The sequence below is a fragment of the Marinomonas rhodophyticola genome (assembly GCF_026113935.1).
Lineage (GTDB): Bacteria > Pseudomonadota > Gammaproteobacteria > Pseudomonadales > Marinomonadaceae > Marinomonas > Marinomonas rhodophyticola.
The window spans coordinates 746,128-762,164 of the sequence record NZ_JAPEUL010000009.1; the positions used below are offsets into that span (position 1 = coordinate 746,128).

Here is a 16,037-nt window from a genome sequence, read left to right on the forward strand (position 1 = left end):
CGAGCTTTGATGAGCGTTGTATGATGAAGTCATGGACATGTTAGCTATCTCAAATGTGAAAACATCGTTAGTTTACTGCTTGAAATGTGTGTTTTGAAGGGATTTAGTAATAATTTGTGTATTAGGGGTGGGTTAATTTTCATCTTCCTCTATACTGCATAAGTCGGTTGTGTAAATTTACCGTCTTCTTTTTGATCTTCTTTACAGCTCTACCGTCTATATCAGCCTTTTGGCATGTTGTTTTTTTAGCTCCAAGTACTTCTTAAGTGTAAATAATCAACGCGCTTACTGCGTTGTCATCAATTAAAGAGGCTTCATGACTATGAATGCATATTTCGATTCGTTTAAAAATCACTTTTTGATTTCTATGCCACATCTAGACGATCCCCACCTTGAACACACGGTTATTTATCTTTGTGAGCACACACCAGAAGGGGCCATGGGGATTGTAATTAATCGTCCCTCTAATATTTATTTCACCGAGTTAGCCGATCACCTCGGCATCCAAATTCACGGTTCGCGTTTAGCGGCTGCCCCTATTTATACTGGTGGGCCGGTGGAGGCAGAACGAGGTTTTATTTTACATACCACGGACAAATCCTGGGATAGAACCTTGCATGTCACTGAGGAAGTGTCGTTATCGGCTTCCCTAGAAGCACTTGAAGACATTGCTCAAGGTAATGGACCACACGCTTTCCGAATTACTCTGGGATGCGCTGGTTGGGATGCGGGGCAGCTTGAAACCGAGATTGCGAATAACGATTGGCTGGTATGTGAAGCGGATTTAGACGTATTATTTCATACACCAAGTGACATGCAGTTCACGGCCGCGACACGAGTGCTGGGAATTGATATGACAAGACTATCACCGGATATAGGACATGGTTAATGACGGCAACATCGTCTTTGAATGCTAACCAAAAACCCAATGCTGCCTGCGCAGTATTGGGTTTTGATTTTGGTACGACACGTATTGGCGTGGCTATTGGGCAAAGTATTACGGGGACGGCGCAGCCGCTCGATCCTCTTAAAGCAAAAGAAGGCATCCCGAATTGGGATGAAATCACGCGTATTGTGGAAGAATGGAAACCGGACGCTTTTGTGGTCGGTTTGCCACTGGATATGGATGGTTCAGAAAATGAGATGTGTCAACGGGCGCGTAAGTTTGCCAAACGACTGCATGGACGTTTCAACCTTCCTTACCATATGATGGACGAGCGACTGTCCTCTTATGAGGCAAAAGGGCAGGTTATTGCACGTGGTGGTAACCGTAACTTTAAAGAGAATTCTGTGGATGGTTTGGCGGCCCAAATGATTGTAGAAACTTGGTTTGCAGAATCTTTCTAGGGACTTTATCGCTAATAGAAGACAGAGATTACGTCCTGTTTTATGATGAATTTAACAACAAGGTATGAGGAAATAATGAAGTTAGATTTAGAGCGCTCGCTGGCGTCTATGAGGGAACAATTAGCGTCTTACTGCGAAAAGAAAAAGATTGAAGATGCCATTGTTGTAGGAATTCATACCGGTGGTGTTTGGGTGGCGGAGCATTTGATGTCTGCTGTGCCAACAAACGAGCCACTCGCCACCTTAGATATTACCTTTTACCGTGATGACTTTACCAAAGCGGGTTTAAACCCTAAGGTAAACCAAACCCTGTTACCAGCGATTGAAGATCGGCACGTTATTTTGGTTGATGATGTATTAATGTCTGGTCGAACGATCCGAGCCGCCATGAACGAAATATTTGATTTTGGCCGACCTGCCAGTATCACCTTAGCGATTCTTTATGATCTTGGGCAACATGAGTTACCGATTGCGGCGGACATTGTTGGTGAGCGGTTGACGCTTAATCCTGACCAAAGAGTTAAGCTGACTGGACCACAACCGCTTGGTTTTTCGGTGATTAATACCGATTAATTATACACAACAAGACTTTATTTTTTCGCGTACACATACGACAATTAACGCATGGATAAAATTGACTCTACAGTGGTGATAAGAACGATATCTTACCGAGGGAATGAGGTGAGACAGCTGTTTACTGTCATGAATGCCCGGTTGCAGTACGCCTGCACCGGGCATTTTCCTATCTAGACGTTTTATTTTTTAAGCAAAAAGAGAAAGACGATACCGTCTTTGCAGTTTGAGGAAAGCAAACCATGATGCGATCCGAACCTCGGGCATTACAGTTAAACGAACACGGGCAGCTTAAACATTTCTTAACGTTGGATGGCTTGGATAAAACCATTTTGACTGAGATTCTTGATCGGGCGGAATCTTTTCTTTCGATGGGAGAGCAATCGGTTAAAAAAGTCCCTTTGCTACGCGGCAAAACCGTGGTGAATTTATTCTTCGAAAATTCCACACGAACTCGCACAACTTTTGAATTGGCTGCGAAGCGTTTATCGGCTGACGTCATCAACCTTAATATCGAAACGTCCGCCACATCCAAAGGTGAATCCTTGCTGGATACCTTAAAAAATTTAGAAGCTATGCAAAGCGATATGTTTATTGTGCGCCATTCAGACAGTGGTGCGGCACATTTTATTGCCGAGCATTGTACGCCTAACGTGGCCATTATTAATGCAGGGGATGGACGTCACGCCCATCCAACGCAAGCCATGCTAGACATGTTGACTATTCGACGTCACAAGGGGGGCTTTGAAGGCTTAAAAATCGCCATTGTGGGCGATATTTTGCACTCTCGTGTGGCGCGTTCGCAATTGCAGGCTCTGACGACATTGGGTGTCAGTGATGTACGTTTGGTCGGACCAAAGACTCTTGTGCCCAGTTTCTTTGCGGAAATGGGCGCTACGATTTGCCATGATTTAGAAGCGGGTCTAAAAGACGTAGATGTCGTGGTGATGTTGCGTCTGCAGAAAGAGCGCATGAAGGGTGGATTGTTGCCCAGTGAAAGTGAATTTTATCGTTTGTACGGCTTAACGGAAGAAACGCTCTCTTGGGCCAAGCCGGATGCTATCGTGATGCACCCAGGCCCAATTAACCGAGGCGTGGAAATTTCCTCTGAAGTTGCTGATGGCAAACATTCGGTTATTTTGAACCAAGTAACTAACGGCATTGCGGTGCGTATGGCGGTGATGTCTATGGCGATGAGTGGGCAGTTGCAAAGTGCCGAATCGTCAGCAGCGGGGGATGATAAATAGCATGAAATTACGTATTCAAAATGGTCGTGTGATCGATCCTAGTCAAGGTCTCGATGCCGTCACAGAATTGTTTATTGATAATCAAAAAATTGTCGCGATTGGCGAGGCGCCTGAAGAGTTTGATGATGCCGAAGTCGTAGATGCATCGGGCCATTGGATATTGCCTGGTTTAGTGGATCTGGCAGTGTCTCTACGTGAGCCTGGATTGACTCAAAAAGGTAACATTGCCACGGAAGGTCGTGCGGCGGTTGCCGGTGGTGTGACTACCTTAGTATGTGCACCAGATACTCGCCCTATTGTGGATACACCGGCGGTAGCGGCTTTGATCCAAGACAAGGCTGACGATGCAGGAATGGCAAACGTATTTCCTCTTGGCGCGTTAACACAGGGGTTAGAAGGTGCTCAACTTAGTAATATGGTGGCGCTGACTGATGCAGGTTGCGTGGCGCTATCGAACCATCGCCATCCTATGGCGAATACTAAGGTATTGGTTCGTGCGCTTGAGTATGCGGCAACGCATGATTTGTTGGTGGTATTTCATCCTGACGAGACCAGTCTTTCGGAAGGGGGTGTGCCCATGAAGGTTTAATGTCGACCATGCATGGCTTGCCAGGTATTCCAGAAGAAGCAGAAACCATTGCATTGATGCGCGACTTATTGCTAGTGCAAAAAACAGGGGTTCGTGCACACTTTGCTCGTTTGTCTTGTGCAAAATCGGTTGAAATGATTGCCGATGCTAAAGCATCAGGTTTGGATGTTACCGCAGACGTGGCAGTACACAATTTGTTGCTTACTGATCAGGTGTTGAATCGTTTTGACGGTCATTATCATGTATTGCCACCACTGCGTAGTGATGAAGATCGATTGACCTTGATCGAGGGTATCAAAGCGGGGGTTATTTCCGCCATTTGTTCTGATCATCAGCCACATGAAAAAATGGCCAAGATCGCACCATTTGCTGCAACTGAACCAGGTATGGCGAACGTAGAAATCTTGTTGCCTTTGGCGATGCAATTGATCGATGAAGGCGACTTAGACTTCTTGACGCTGTTAACTTGCCTAACTTCAGGGCCTGCAGCCTGTTTTGGTCTCGAGGCGGGTTCCTTATCCGTGGGCAGTTTCGCAGATTTTATTTTGTTTGATAGTACGGCGCGTTGGACATGGTCTTCTGAGAACCGCAAGACAAAAGGCCACAATTCTCCTTACCTCGGTGAGGAATTTGTCGGTCGGGTTATGGCGACTTATATCTCAGGCCAGCGTGTTTATCAGGTCGTTTGAGTCAATAAGTAAGGCTAAGTAGGGTTTTTCGCTTACTTGGCCTTACTATTCCTTTACTTTTAATATTAGGCCGTTAATCTAGTTTGTATTACGGATTATTTTGGCTTTAGTATTTTATGTCTATCGATTCTTCAAACTCATTATTCAAGGAACAACAGGCATTACTGTCGCGTGTGGTCTTTCTTGAAAAAGAGCGAGATTTTGTTAAAAAGCTATACGGTGACATGCCTCAGATGTTGCAGCTACTTGCAAAAGGAGCGCTTTTAAGTACTTTACTGAATTGTTCTAAACAGAAGTTGCAATCTCTATTGCCCAATGCATATTGCCTTTTTATTGTTTGTGACAAGGAGTGTTTGCAGTGGCGTATACAGTTCACAGACTCGATCAATGAAGGTCTGCCCAATCGTAATGGCCAGTTGATCAGCGTTCCTCAAGCCTTGGTGACTTTTGCCGCGAGTACCTTCGTGTCCTAAGCGCCATGATGTTGATATTCAAACCATGTCCAGCTGGAAACATTGGCAACCTTTTTTGCATGATCACGAATTTACCCATGTATCCATGGTCAGTGTGTCGGACGACCAAGGTTCTATATATCTCATGTTGGCGTTTCAGCGAGAAAGAAATCGCTTAGAAAATGAGCTGATGATGCTTGCACTCAATGCGTATGAAGCTTGGCTATGTGCTATTTTTGAACGTGAAAAAGCCGATCAATTGTTGCTAGAAGACAGTCATCGAGATCCTTCCACTGGATTATTACGTCGTTACAGTTTTGAAAACAGTTTTGGTATTGTACTAAAAGACTCTCGTCGCCACTTTCAGCGAGCGGCTTTGCTTTCAATTTTGTTGCACTCTAGTTCAAAAGTGAATGATGCTGATCTAAAAGTACTGGCCGACGTCATGAGAGATACTGTTCGGGATAATGATCTTATTGCCCATTACGATGAGCATGAGCTGGTGATGGGAATACGTATTCAACATTTAGAGGATGCAGAAGTGGTAGCGGCAAAATTATTAAAATCGCTCAGTGCTCCCGCATTTTCAAAAAATCGATTAATACGAAGTGGCTTGTCTATCGGTATTGCTTTCTACCCAGAGCATTCATCCTTGGAGTCGCTTTATCAGGCGGCTTCGTTTGCCGCGCACTCGCTGAAAAATGTCACCGGATATCGCCTCGAATTTCATGGAGAATGCTATGAGTCAAGTGCCGGTTTTTATACCTTGTAAAGCTCAATAAGTCGTCACGTCACTTTTATTTGTCCCTTAAAATAATGATATCATGCCTCCTATAAAGGGCTTTTAAGCTTGTTTAGTATATTTGGGCTGATAAATGCAGACAAAAAATGAGCCTATGGTGGGTGAATATAAGGAGCATAATGCGATATGTCGATGAAAATCGAAAGCCTTGAAGTGGCCGATATCAAAGCCAATTTAGCCCAGGTTACAGGGCAGATTGACCAGCTCGTTCAACAATGTCATAGAGCCGCAGGCTGCGTACGTTTATTGGCGGTCAGTAAGACTAAGCCCGTGTCAGCGTTGTGTGCGGCCTATGAAGCAGGGCAAAGAGCGTTCGGTGAAAACTATGTGCAGGAAGCGGTCGATAAATACCACGCTTTAGCGCATTTAACCGACATAGAGTGGCACTTTATTGGCCCTATTCAGTCTAACAAGTCACGCCTGATTGCGGAAACAATGCACTGGGTACATTCGCTTGATCGAGAGAAAATTGCGCGTCGTTTGAGTGAGCAGCGTTTAGAAGGATTACCGCCATTAAATGTCTGTATTCAAGTGAACATTAGTGGTGAAGAGAGCAAAGCGGGTATCGCCTTGTCGGAGTTGGGTTATATGGTGGCTTTGATAAAATCGTTGCCGAATTTACAACTTAGAGGCCTGATGGCTATCCCTGCACCACAGGAAAGCCATGCTGCGCAATGCACCGTTTACGCGCCACTGGTGAAGGCTTTTGTTGATTTATCGACATCCGATAGCATGATAGACACGCTGTCGATTGGCATGTCTGGCGACTTAGCAGCAGCGATTGAATCCGGCAGCACCATGGTGCGAGTCGGAACCGCTATTTTTGGCGAGCGTGATTACTCTGCGAAAGCGTGAGAGAGGCTCAGCGAAAGCGTGAGAGATAACGACAGCGTATTTTAAATAGGTAGACGAATGTCTGCTTAAATAACGAACAGAATAGGGTATAACATGACACCAAATATCGCCTTTATTGGCGTGGGTAATATGGCAAGATCGATTTTTAGTGGCATGCTTGCGAGTGGCTATCCAGCTAAAAACATTATCGGTACTTCTAGAACACCTGAAAAACGTGATTATTATCAGCAGCAGTACGGAATTACCATGCTGGCCGATAATGACTCAGCAGTGAGTCAAGCCGATGTGGTAGTGCTGTGCGTTAAACCGGCACAAATGCAAGACGTAATTGAAGCCTTCTCGGCCTCTGTACGAGAAGATCAGCTGTTCATTTCAGTTGCCGCGGGTGTTGAGCTTGACGCGATGGCCCATTGGTTAGGTAAGCCTGTTGCTTTGGTTCGCAGTATGCCAAACACACCCTCGCAGCTAGGCGTGGGGATGACAGGATTAATTGCTAATCAGTATACCAATGATGAGCAAAAAACATGGGTCAGTGAACTATTCTCTAGTATTGGCCATTCTGTTTGGGTAGACAATGAAGAGTATATGCACACAGTGACTAGCTTGTCTGGCAGTGCGCCAGCGTATTTTTTTCGTTTCCTTGAAGCCATGATTAAACATGCACAGCAACAAGGCATGGATGAAACTACCAGCCGTGAATTGGCCAGTCGAACTATGTTAGGCGCAGCCCGTATGGTAATCGAGCTGGATGAGCCTATTGCCCAATTGCGTAAGAACATCACCTCACCTAAGGGGACAACGGAACAGGCGTTGTTATCTTTGGAGGCATCCGATATTGATAAAATGGTAGCCGATGCAATGACGGCTTGTATCAACCGATCTAAAGAAATGGCGCAAAGCTTTTCTGTGAAAAAACCTTAATTAAGGACTATTGAACATGTACTCGGATCCATTTGTCATGCTAGTAAAGGTTGTTTGTAACCTTTATCTATTTATTGTGTTGTTACGTTTGGTGCTTCAACTGACTCGTGCGGATTTTTACAATCCGATTAGCCAAGGCATCGTTAAAGCAACGAAGCCCGATTGTCTTGCCTTTGCGCAAGGTGATTCCAGCGATTGGTCGTTTGGATACCGCATCCCTAGTGCTAGCATTAGGTGTGCAGTTACTGACGGTCTTCTTGGTGGTATTGATTAATGGCGTGGGGATTTCTCCGGTCAGTTATGCTATTTTTACCGTGGCAGGCACGTTATACCATTTGTTGGATTTGTATTTTTGGGCCATGCTTATTTCGGTCATTCTGAGCTGGGTCGCTCCTACGGCGAGTCACCCAGGTGCCTTGCTAGTAGGGCAAATTACGGCACCTCTATATCGTGCTTGTCAGCGAGTAATTCCGACCTTGGGCGGATTGGACTTATCCCCCATTTTTATCTTTTTGGCGATTTCGTTTTTGAAGCAAGTGTTAGCACCGTATAGTATTTAGTGCAGTTATCTGCATTGTGCATAAGGCAATAAAAATACTGGATATTATTCGGTGAATTGAGAACAGGGGCGTATTCCTATATGATGCGACCCCTAAACGGGAATTTGAGCGGACAAAAAAACGTCAGCTGCCCGCTTCCTTCTCCCTTATTAATTTTTTGGATGAAAGCTATGAGTACGATTGCGGTTTATCCGGGGACATTTGACCCTATTACAAACGGCCATACGGATTTGGTTGAACGCGCATCAAAGCTATTTAACAAGGTTATCGTAGCGGTGGCTGCGAGTACCTAAAAGCGCCCAGCACTGTCCCATGAAATGCGTATTTCATTGGCGAAAAAAGTATTGGGTCATTTGCCTAATGTGGAAGTGGTCGGTTTTGATAACCTATTGACCGAGTTTACTCGTTCCGTCAATGGCAAGGTCGTGATCCGTGGTTTGCGTGCTGTGTCAGATTTTGAATACGAGTTTCAATTAGCCAATATGAATCGTGCGATTGCTCCGGATGTTGAAAGCATATTTTTGACGCCTTCTGAAAAACATTCTTATATTTCGTCGACCTTAGTGCGAGAAATTGCGTCTCTAAACGGCGATTTTGGTCAGTTTGTAAATCCAGAAGTAAAACGTGTTCTACAAGAACACTACCAAACGATTTAATGTCTGTTTTATTTAGTTCTGCTGCTTAGCGCCTGTGCCAATATCGCAGCGGTCTTAGGAGAGAAAAATGTCTCTTATCATTACCGATGAATGCATCAACTGTGATGTATGTGAACCTGAGTGCCCGAACGAAGCGATTTCTCAGGGAGATGAGATTTATGTGATCGACCCATCCAAATGTACAGAGTGCGTAGGTCATTTTGATGAGCCTCAATGCCAGCAAGTGTGTCCTGTTGACTGTATTCCTTTGGATCCGAATCACAAAGAAACGGAAGAGCAGCTAATGGAAAAATACTTAGTGCTCACAGGTCAGCTATAACCAATAGGGTGTTGCCGCTATCGACACAAATAGTTTTATATTTTTAGCCGGAATATTGTTGTTAGTCAGTATTCTGGCTAGCTCTTTTACGGTACGTGTTGGCTTACCTTTGTTACTTGTTTTCCTCGGAATGGGGATGTTGGCAGGTGAAGAGGGAATTGGCCAACTGGATTTTGACAACCCAAGCCTCGCCTTTTTTGTCGGTAACCTCGCTCTCGCCGTTATCCTTCTGGATGGCGGTATGCAAACCAAAACTAGTACTTTCCGTGTGGCTTTATGGCCATCTTTGTCTTTGGCTACGTTGGGTGTGGTTTTTACTACCGGGGCCGTCGGCATGTTTGCGGCTTGGTTGCTCGATGTACAGTTGATCTATGGCTTGCTACTGGGGGCGACGGTCGGTTCAACCGATGCTGCAGCCGTCTTTAGTTTGTTGCGTAACAGTGGCGTAAAGCTTAATGAGCGTGTTGGCGGCACATTGGAAATAGAGTCCGGTGCCAACGATCCTATGGCAATTTTGCTGGTGGCCATGTTAACGGGCTTGCTGCAAAGTGCGGATCATTTGAGTATTTTGTCTTTCTTAGGGCAAATGCTGCAGCAATTTGCTGTGGGCGGTGTGCTTGGTTTGCTAGGTGGTAAACTGCTATTAATGATCCTGCGTCGTGTGCCTTTGATTGAAGGTTTATACGCACTTCTCATTATTTCTTTTGGTCTGGCTATTTTTTCTGGTGTCAATATGATTGGCGGCAGTGGTTTTCTGGCCGTCTACTTAGTGGGTTTGACCGTTGGGAATGGGCGCATTAAACAGCTTGATGCTATCTCCCAGGTGATGGACGGTTTGGCCTGGTTGGCACAAGCTGGCATGTTCTTGTTGCTTGGTCTATTGGTTACGCCATCCAGTTTGTTAACCCATGGTTGGCAGGCGATTGCGATTGCCGCATTTTTGATTTTTGTTGCACGTCCTTTGGCGGTAATGGTCTGTTTGCTGCCATTTGATTTCCGTTGGCCCGAACGCTTTTACATTAGCTGGGTTGGCTTGCGAGGTGCGGTTCCCATTGTATTGGCGCTCTATCCGATTATTGCTGGCCTGTCTAATTCGGAATTATTGTTTGAAATTACCTTTACCGTGGTGCTGATTTCTTTGTTGCTACAAGGGTCGACAGTGCCAGTTGTCGCGCGCTGGTTGAAAGTGGTGGTGCCGCCTGCGCCTGCGCCAACGACGCGCTTTTCTTTGATTGATGATGCCGATTCGCACCACTCATTAGAATTGTATGAGTTTCTTGTACAGACTGAAAAAGTGCGTATTCCCGCTTCGATTGTGCAAAATGTACCCAGTGCAACCGTGTCTACACCGCAGTTGGTATCGCTTGTTCGTGATCAAAAACCCATCGTAGTGAACGCGGATACTGTATTGCAGCTAGGGGATAGAATTTGGATGCTGTTGCACCCGGAGGATGTCAATGATGTCGCGCAGATTTTTTCTCAGCAAGCGTCTGGCTCTTTCCTATTGCAGAATTTCTTTGGTGAATTTGCTATTCGTGGTGATGCGCCTTTGATTGATCTAGCGAAAGTATATGGTGTGCCGCTAGAGGGCATCGCGCCTGAAGACACGGCCGCTGAGCTGCTACAGCGTCAGCTTGGTAAGCACTTGGTGGTAGGGGATCGAGTGCGCTTTGGTAACATTCGCCTAACCATTCGCCAAATGGACGGTAACCAAATTGAGATCATTGGGCTTAAGCTTCAAGACAAACAAGCGTAAGCCCAACCTTTACCTTAAGACGTAAAATACTGGCCTATTTCTTCTAGTGAAGGGATCACCTGATCGTCGTTTATCAGAATGATCAACCCTTCGGCTTCTATGGAAGAGAAGGTTTGTGGGTGGGTGACAATCTCACCATTTTTACGCACATAACCCAACGCGGTGCCAATGTCCTTTTGAATTAGGGTGGTGACCACCTCAGCCCAAGTCACTCCCGTTAAACGCACATTCAAACGAATTGTGTGGTCTCCTTGGTGTCGGAATAAATCTTCTAACACTTGCTCTGTTCCTGGAGCGATTAACGAGCGTACAAGCATTTCTGGATAGGCACGAACGGGTCTGATAATAGCGTTTGCCCCGGCGGCTTTAAATCTCGGGCGATTCGTGTCGTTAATCGCTTCCGCTATAATAAATGCTGGCGATTGTAGTGCGTGAATGCGATGCAGAATATCAAAGGTCAAACTGTCTGAGTGGCTATCTTGTAAGTCTTGGCAAAGCACAATAATGTATTTAGCCTTGTGTGCACCTGCGGATTCGAGCATGCCATCTTCTAAGGCGTCGCCTGTGTGATGTACCACACCATGTGATCTTAAATCCAGAGGTAAACCCTCAGGAAAGGCCGTGGTTAAGATCTGGACCGGGATATCGGTCAACTCTGGTGTGACACTAATTTGATTGATCAGTAAGCGTAAGTAGCGTTCTGCATCGTATTTGGGGGTATTAACAATAAGTATGTGATCTTGCATATCGTCCCACTTCATTCGGCCTTTAATACGCATCTCTTTGCGTATTAGCCTGATTTCGACATAGTCACTGGCGATTTGGGCGAGCAGAGTGATCCCCATTCCATAAATTAACAGAATGGTTGAAAATTGTCCCCAAAAAGTGATGGCTGAGATATCTCCATAACCCGTTGTACTGGCCGATGTCATGGTCAGCCAGAAGGCTTGCCACCAATCCAAATCTTCGAAAAAAACCATCGCCAAGCTGTGCAAGGCGATGACACAAGCAATCAATACGAGGCGCTTTTTTAAATCACTCGTCTCATGCAGGTGAACTTTTTTGCGGAATTGATGACGATTTTTATTTCGCCTTAGCATCATTGCGAGAGAGTTCATTGGACCTCTGTGTTACTCATTATCGATTGGCATGGCGTAATTTAATTGACGCCAAGACTCATATACCATCACCGCGACAGTATTCGATAGATTTAAGCTGCGAGAATTGGCTTGCATGGGCAAACGCAGTCTTTGGGCTGGTGGCAGCGCCTCAATAAACTCAGCAGGCAGGCCGCGTGTCTCAGGGCCAAAAACCAGCACATCGTTTTCAACAAAGCGCGCTTCGCTGTGCGTACGACTGCCTTTAGTGGTTAGAGCGTAAATCGTGGCGATCTCGTTCTGATCAACAAAGGATTGAAAGTCTGGATAGCGTTTTAAACGAGTGAACTCATGATAATCTAAACCTGCCCGACGTAGCTTTTTGTCGTCTAGATCAAAGCCGAGAGGCTCAATCAGATGCAAATGAAAGCCAGTATTGGCGCATAAACGAATAACATTGCCCGTATTGGGTGGAATCTCAGGTTGGTAAAGCACAACATGCAGCATAGGTTTATCTCCTTGATATAGGAAGATAATACCAGAGGAACAGAAGAAACTAAGTTTTTAATTTTTTTCAAAAAAACTGTTGACCAGAAAAAAGGTTTCTCTATAATACGCCCCACTTGCCCAGATAGCTCAGTCGGTAGAGCAGAGGATTGAAAATCCTCGTGTCGGCGGTTCGATTCCGTCTCTGGGCACCATGATTAAGAGAAAGCCTGCTATTTTTAGCAGGCTTTTTTTGGTTAAATCGGTTTTTTATTCAAAATGACCGGTCATGTCTTATTTGCCCAGATAGCTCAGTCGGTAGAGCAGAGGATTGAAAATCCTCGTGTCGGCGGTTCGATTCCGTCTCTGGGCACCATATATTCCTCATCTTTCTCTATAATAAACTCTCCATAAAATAGCTTTTTATTACATAACGTAACCAATATTAAATCTTAAACACTCGTTGTTTTAGTTATGCTTTAACTATCTTTGATGGAGCAAGTGATTATGATGAGAGTGATGACGATAGTCGCCTTAACTGCGTTGGGGTATTTTATCCTTGGCGTTGTGGGGTTGGCTGTTGCGATTTCACCGGGCTATTCGACGATTATTTGGCCAGCTTCTGGTTTGGCGGTGGCGGCGTCTATCTTTTTTCCTAAGCAAGCGCCGTTCGGTATTTTCCTAGGGTCTATGTTGCTAAACATGGGTGCGACTTGGGTTAATCATCATGTTTTTGCTTGGTCTCTTCCTGTTCTTATTGCCCTTGGTTCAACGTTACAATCTTTTGTTGGTGGCTATTTAGTTCGCCGTTTTGTAGGTGTGCCTTTTCAATTTCATCGTACTGGTTTAGTGGTTAGGTTTGTCTTTTTAGCCGGTGTCTTGTCCACCTTGATTAGTGCCAGTGTTGGTTCAACGTCGTTACTTTCTTTTGGAATCATTAATAAGGCGGAGTTTCTAACCAATTGGCTGGTTTGGTGGGGCGGTGACATGATCGGGGTGTTGGTCATGGTGCCTTGGTTGGCAGTGTGTTTCCCTCAGTACTTTGGTAATAAATTCGAACATCCGCTGCGTTTAGTGGGTGGTTTTATATTTGTCTTGGTGCTTACGATTGTTTTGTCTTGGGGAAGCAGTTATTCGGAATGGAATAAACAATCGAAAGAGTTTCGTTCCAACGCCGAATTGCTAGAAGTGCTGCTTAATAATCGTATTAAAAACAGCGTGGATATGTTGCACAGCTTTGTCGGCTTGATAAACGGCAGTGAGCAAATTGAAGCGAATGAGTTTGAGCTTTTTGCAGATAGTGTGATGCGTCGAGATGATTCTATTTTGGGGGTGTCATTAAACTTTGTCGTGGCTGGAAAAGATATTGCTAGCTTTGAACAGATGATTCAAAAAAATTACCCAGACGATATTTTTCGTGTGAAGGAAAGGGACAGCGAGGGCAAACTTAAGACCGTTACGCCAAGAGATAGGCACATTGTGGTGACTTTTATTAGCCCCTTACAGAGCAATAAAGCGGCATTAGGTTACGACGTTTATTCGCAAGCCGATCGACGTTTTGCCTTAGATCAGGCTATTTCGTCACGTCAAGTTTACCCCACGGCTCCACTCAAGCTAGTTCAAAATTCGAATGCTGTATTATTGTTTTTGCCATTTTTTGATCGAGACACCGATGTTTTTTTAGGTGTTGCGACAGCGGTCATCGAGATTGATACGTTAACCGATACCATTGTTAAGCAAGGGCTTCTCCCCAATACTGAGGCTCTACTTGGTCGATACTGATAACGCGACATCCAAGCCGATTATCGTGACAAAAAATACGGCAGCTCATTTGTCTGCAGAAGACTTGGTTACTCGTTACCTGGCCGGTGAATTTCATCATGCGGTTAATTTCGTTATTAATGTGGGTGGCAAAAACTGGCAGTTGTATCAAGTTAGTGACAACTACTTTTTCAAACAGCCTTGGATCGTGAAGTTTGTTCTAGCTTGTGGTTTTTTATTCACTGGTTTATTTGGTTGGTTTTTATTGATTGTGAGTAGCCATACGGCGGAAGTTGAAAATCGAGTGAGATTAAGGACGCGAGATTTGCAGTTGGCAAACGAGCATTTAAAAGCGTCTGAACTGGAACAAAGCAAAGCCAAAGAAGAGGCGCAAGAAGCCAACCGCGCTAAAAGTGAATTCTTGGCAAATATGAGTCACGAAATTCGTACGCCATTAAATGGCGTTATTGGTTGTTTGTCTTTGTTGATGAATACGAAATTGCAGCCTGAACAGTCGAATTTAGCAAAAATGTCTCAGCAGAGTGCGGAATCCTTGTTGGATATTATTAATGATATTTTAGATTTGTCTAAGATTGAGATGGGAACCTTAGCGTTATACAAGCAAGACTTTGAGTTACGGGCGTTAATTGAAGAAGTAACCAATATCTTTGTTTTAAAATCCGAAGAGAAGGGCATCGTACTGAATTCACCAACCACTCCAGTTCCTAATATATTACTCTTTGGCGACAGATTGCGCCTCAAACAAGTGTTGGTTAATTTGATGGGGAATGCGGTTAAATTTACCCAAGAAGGTGAAGTGGCGTTGCGATTTACGCTTGAGCCGCTAGCGGATGACAGTGTTGTTTTGAGTGTTGGTATTAAAGACTCAGGAATTGGTGTGTCTGAAACTAATCAACGGCATTTGTTCCAGCGTTTTAAACAAGCGGATGGGTCGACAACACGCAAATTTGGTGGCACAGGATTGGGTTTGGCAATCAGTAAGGAAATTATCCAAGCCATGGATGGAGAGATCGGTTTAAACTCAGTGGAAGGTCAGGGGTCTGATTTTTGGTTTCGTATACCACTCACTGTGGTTTCAACTGCAGAGCATATCCCCGTGGTGACTGATGGCACAGAACAAGCTATTAGAGTGACGTTAATTTATGCGAATAAAATTGGTCGTGAGTATGTTAGCGCATTGCTGGATTCGTTAGGGGTCATTTGCAATGCTTACGATAGTATTGCCAGCGCGCTTGCTGACAGTGAATGGATCGGAAATTGTATACTACTGGACTCTGATGTCGTTTCGGCTACTTCTGATGTGACTGAGTTGGATTCATTTTGCCGGAAGAATGCGGTTAAGCGAATATTGCTACAAGGACGTTCAAGTATGGATTTTGATAAAGAAGTGTATGTTGCTTCTTTAACGAAACCTGTTTTTCATCAACCATTGGTGGACGTGCTTGAAAATCTAAAACCATTAGTGGGAGGAGAGCCAGTGATGGCGGCGAGCGAAGTAGAGAAAGCCTCTGAGGGTCGGCCAATATTTAAGGCCAAAGTATTGCTAGCAGAAGACAATTTAACCAACCAGATTGTTGCTCGTGGTCTGTTGAATTTATATGGCGTAGAGGTTGTGGTAGCGGAGAACGGTCAAAAAGCGGTCGAGCAAGCCCAATCCACTCAATTCGATCTGATCTTCATGGATTGCCAGATGCCAATCATGGATGGTTATGAAGCGACGCGAACGATTCGTCAGTTTACCGATGGACAAACGCCTTCTGATTTAGTGATTGTTGCACTTAGTGCCAATGCCATGAAAGGTGATGAAGATGAATGTTTTGCGGCAGGGATGAATGACCATATCGCTAAACCAATTTCACAAGATAAATTAGTAGTGATACTCACAAAATGGCTTTCTTAGTGGATA

The 16,037-nt window shown here is 44.7% G+C and carries 17 protein-coding genes, 2 tRNA genes and 1 pseudogene; 18 read left to right on the forward strand and 2 right to left on the reverse strand.

Annotation, left to right across the window (positions count from 1 at the left end):
- The first annotated feature begins 316 nt into the window (after window positions 1–316).
- From ONZ52_RS18190 to ONZ52_RS18255, 14 genes and pseudogenes are all read left to right on the forward strand, one after another.
- Window positions 317–889 carry a YqgE/AlgH family protein gene (locus ONZ52_RS18190; RefSeq protein ID WP_265220094.1) on the forward strand — a complete coding sequence of 191 codons (573 nt, stop codon included), beginning with the start codon at window positions 317–319 and terminating at the stop codon, window positions 887–889.
- Window positions 889–1,347, forward strand: coding sequence for a Holliday junction resolvase RuvX (gene ruvX / locus ONZ52_RS18195; protein ID WP_265220095.1), 459 nt, complete (start codon window positions 889–891; stop codon window positions 1,345–1,347). Before ONZ52_RS18190 ends, ruvX begins: the two co-directional genes overlap by 1 nt.
- Window positions 1,348–1,422: 75 nt before the next feature.
- Entirely contained in the window at window positions 1,423–1,920 is a 498-nt protein-coding gene (pyrR, locus tag ONZ52_RS18200; protein ID WP_265220096.1) for a bifunctional pyr operon transcriptional regulator/uracil phosphoribosyltransferase PyrR, read from the forward strand.
- A gap of 242 nt (window positions 1,921–2,162) precedes the next feature.
- Window positions 2,163–3,167 carry an aspartate carbamoyltransferase catalytic subunit gene (locus ONZ52_RS18205; protein WP_265220097.1) on the forward strand — a complete coding sequence of 335 codons (1,005 nt, stop codon included), beginning with the start codon at window positions 2,163–2,165 and terminating at the stop codon, window positions 3,165–3,167.
- A gap of 1 nt (window position 3,168) precedes the next feature.
- Window positions 3,169–3,756 carry an amidohydrolase family protein gene (locus ONZ52_RS24870; RefSeq protein WP_321160367.1) on the forward strand — a complete coding sequence of 196 codons (588 nt, stop codon included), beginning with the start codon at window positions 3,169–3,171 and terminating at the stop codon, window positions 3,754–3,756.
- Window positions 3,756–4,445: an amidohydrolase family protein gene (locus tag ONZ52_RS24875; protein ID WP_321160368.1), complete on the forward strand. Its 690-nt coding sequence runs from the start codon at window positions 3,756–3,758 to the stop codon at window positions 4,443–4,445. The genes ONZ52_RS24870 and ONZ52_RS24875 overlap by 1 nt, the downstream gene beginning before the upstream one ends.
- A 116-nt stretch (window positions 4,446–4,561) precedes the next feature.
- Window positions 4,562–4,918 carry a hypothetical protein gene (locus ONZ52_RS18215; RefSeq protein WP_265220098.1) on the forward strand — a complete coding sequence of 119 codons (357 nt, stop codon included), beginning with the start codon at window positions 4,562–4,564 and terminating at the stop codon, window positions 4,916–4,918.
- Entirely contained in the window at window positions 4,893–5,669 is a 777-nt protein-coding gene (locus ONZ52_RS18220) for a GGDEF domain-containing protein (protein ID WP_265220099.1), read from the forward strand. The genes ONZ52_RS18215 and ONZ52_RS18220 overlap by 26 nt, the downstream gene beginning before the upstream one ends.
- Before the next feature lie 156 nt (window positions 5,670–5,825).
- Window positions 5,826–6,554 carry a YggS family pyridoxal phosphate-dependent enzyme gene (locus tag ONZ52_RS18225; RefSeq protein WP_321160369.1) on the forward strand — a complete coding sequence of 243 codons (729 nt, stop codon included), beginning with the start codon at window positions 5,826–5,828 and terminating at the stop codon, window positions 6,552–6,554.
- 93 nt (window positions 6,555–6,647) lie between these two features.
- Window positions 6,648–7,475 (forward strand): pyrroline-5-carboxylate reductase, encoded by an 828-nt coding sequence (proC, locus tag ONZ52_RS18230; RefSeq protein ID WP_265220100.1) that lies wholly within the window; start codon window positions 6,648–6,650, stop codon window positions 7,473–7,475.
- Between the two features lie 107 nt (window positions 7,476–7,582).
- A complete protein-coding gene (locus ONZ52_RS18240; RefSeq protein WP_265220101.1) occupies window positions 7,583–8,035 on the forward strand; it encodes a YggT family protein in 453 nt (150 codons plus the stop codon).
- A 170-nt stretch (window positions 8,036–8,205) separates the two neighbouring features.
- Window positions 8,206–8,691, forward strand: a pseudogene (coaD, locus tag ONZ52_RS18245) (pantetheine-phosphate adenylyltransferase).
- Window positions 8,692–8,758: 67 nt separating this feature from the next.
- Window positions 8,759–9,010, forward strand: a complete 252-nt coding sequence (locus tag ONZ52_RS18250; protein WP_111608331.1) for a YfhL family 4Fe-4S dicluster ferredoxin — start codon at window positions 8,759–8,761, stop codon at window positions 9,008–9,010.
- 19 nt (window positions 9,011–9,029) lie between these two features.
- Window positions 9,030–10,766: a potassium/proton antiporter gene (locus ONZ52_RS18255; protein WP_265220324.1), complete on the forward strand. Its 1,737-nt coding sequence runs from the start codon at window positions 9,030–9,032 to the stop codon at window positions 10,764–10,766.
- Window positions 10,767–10,780: 14 nt separating this feature from the next.
- Here ONZ52_RS18255 and ONZ52_RS18260 read toward each other — a convergent pair whose 3' ends face one another.
- Both ONZ52_RS18260 and trmL read right to left on the reverse strand, forming a co-directional pair.
- Entirely contained in the window at window positions 10,781–11,884 is a 1,104-nt protein-coding gene (locus ONZ52_RS18260) for an ion channel (protein ID WP_265220102.1), read from the reverse strand.
- Between the two features lie 12 nt (window positions 11,885–11,896).
- The gene (gene trmL / locus ONZ52_RS18265; protein ID WP_111608334.1) at window positions 11,897–12,370 is read right to left on the reverse strand and encodes a tRNA (uridine(34)/cytosine(34)/5-carboxymethylaminomethyluridine(34)-2'-O)-methyltransferase TrmL; all 474 of its coding nucleotides are present in this window, start codon (window positions 12,368–12,370) and stop codon (window positions 11,897–11,899) included.
- 118 nt (window positions 12,371–12,488) lie between these two features.
- On the opposite strand from trmL, the gene ONZ52_RS18270 reads away from it, so the two are divergent.
- From ONZ52_RS18270 to ONZ52_RS18285, 4 genes are all read left to right on the forward strand, one after another.
- Window positions 12,489–12,564: transfer RNA gene (locus tag ONZ52_RS18270), tRNA-Phe, on the forward strand.
- An 85-nt stretch (window positions 12,565–12,649) separates the two neighbouring features.
- Window positions 12,650–12,725: transfer RNA gene (locus tag ONZ52_RS18275), tRNA-Phe, on the forward strand.
- Between the two features lie 131 nt (window positions 12,726–12,856).
- On the forward strand, window positions 12,857–14,131 hold the full coding sequence (locus ONZ52_RS18280; protein WP_265220103.1) for a CHASE domain-containing protein: 1,275 nt from the start codon (window positions 12,857–12,859) through the stop codon (window positions 14,129–14,131).
- Entirely contained in the window at window positions 14,118–16,031 is a 1,914-nt protein-coding gene (locus ONZ52_RS18285; protein ID WP_265220104.1) for an ATP-binding protein, read from the forward strand. The genes ONZ52_RS18280 and ONZ52_RS18285 overlap by 14 nt, the downstream gene beginning before the upstream one ends.
- Window positions 16,032–16,037 lie beyond the last annotated feature (6 nt).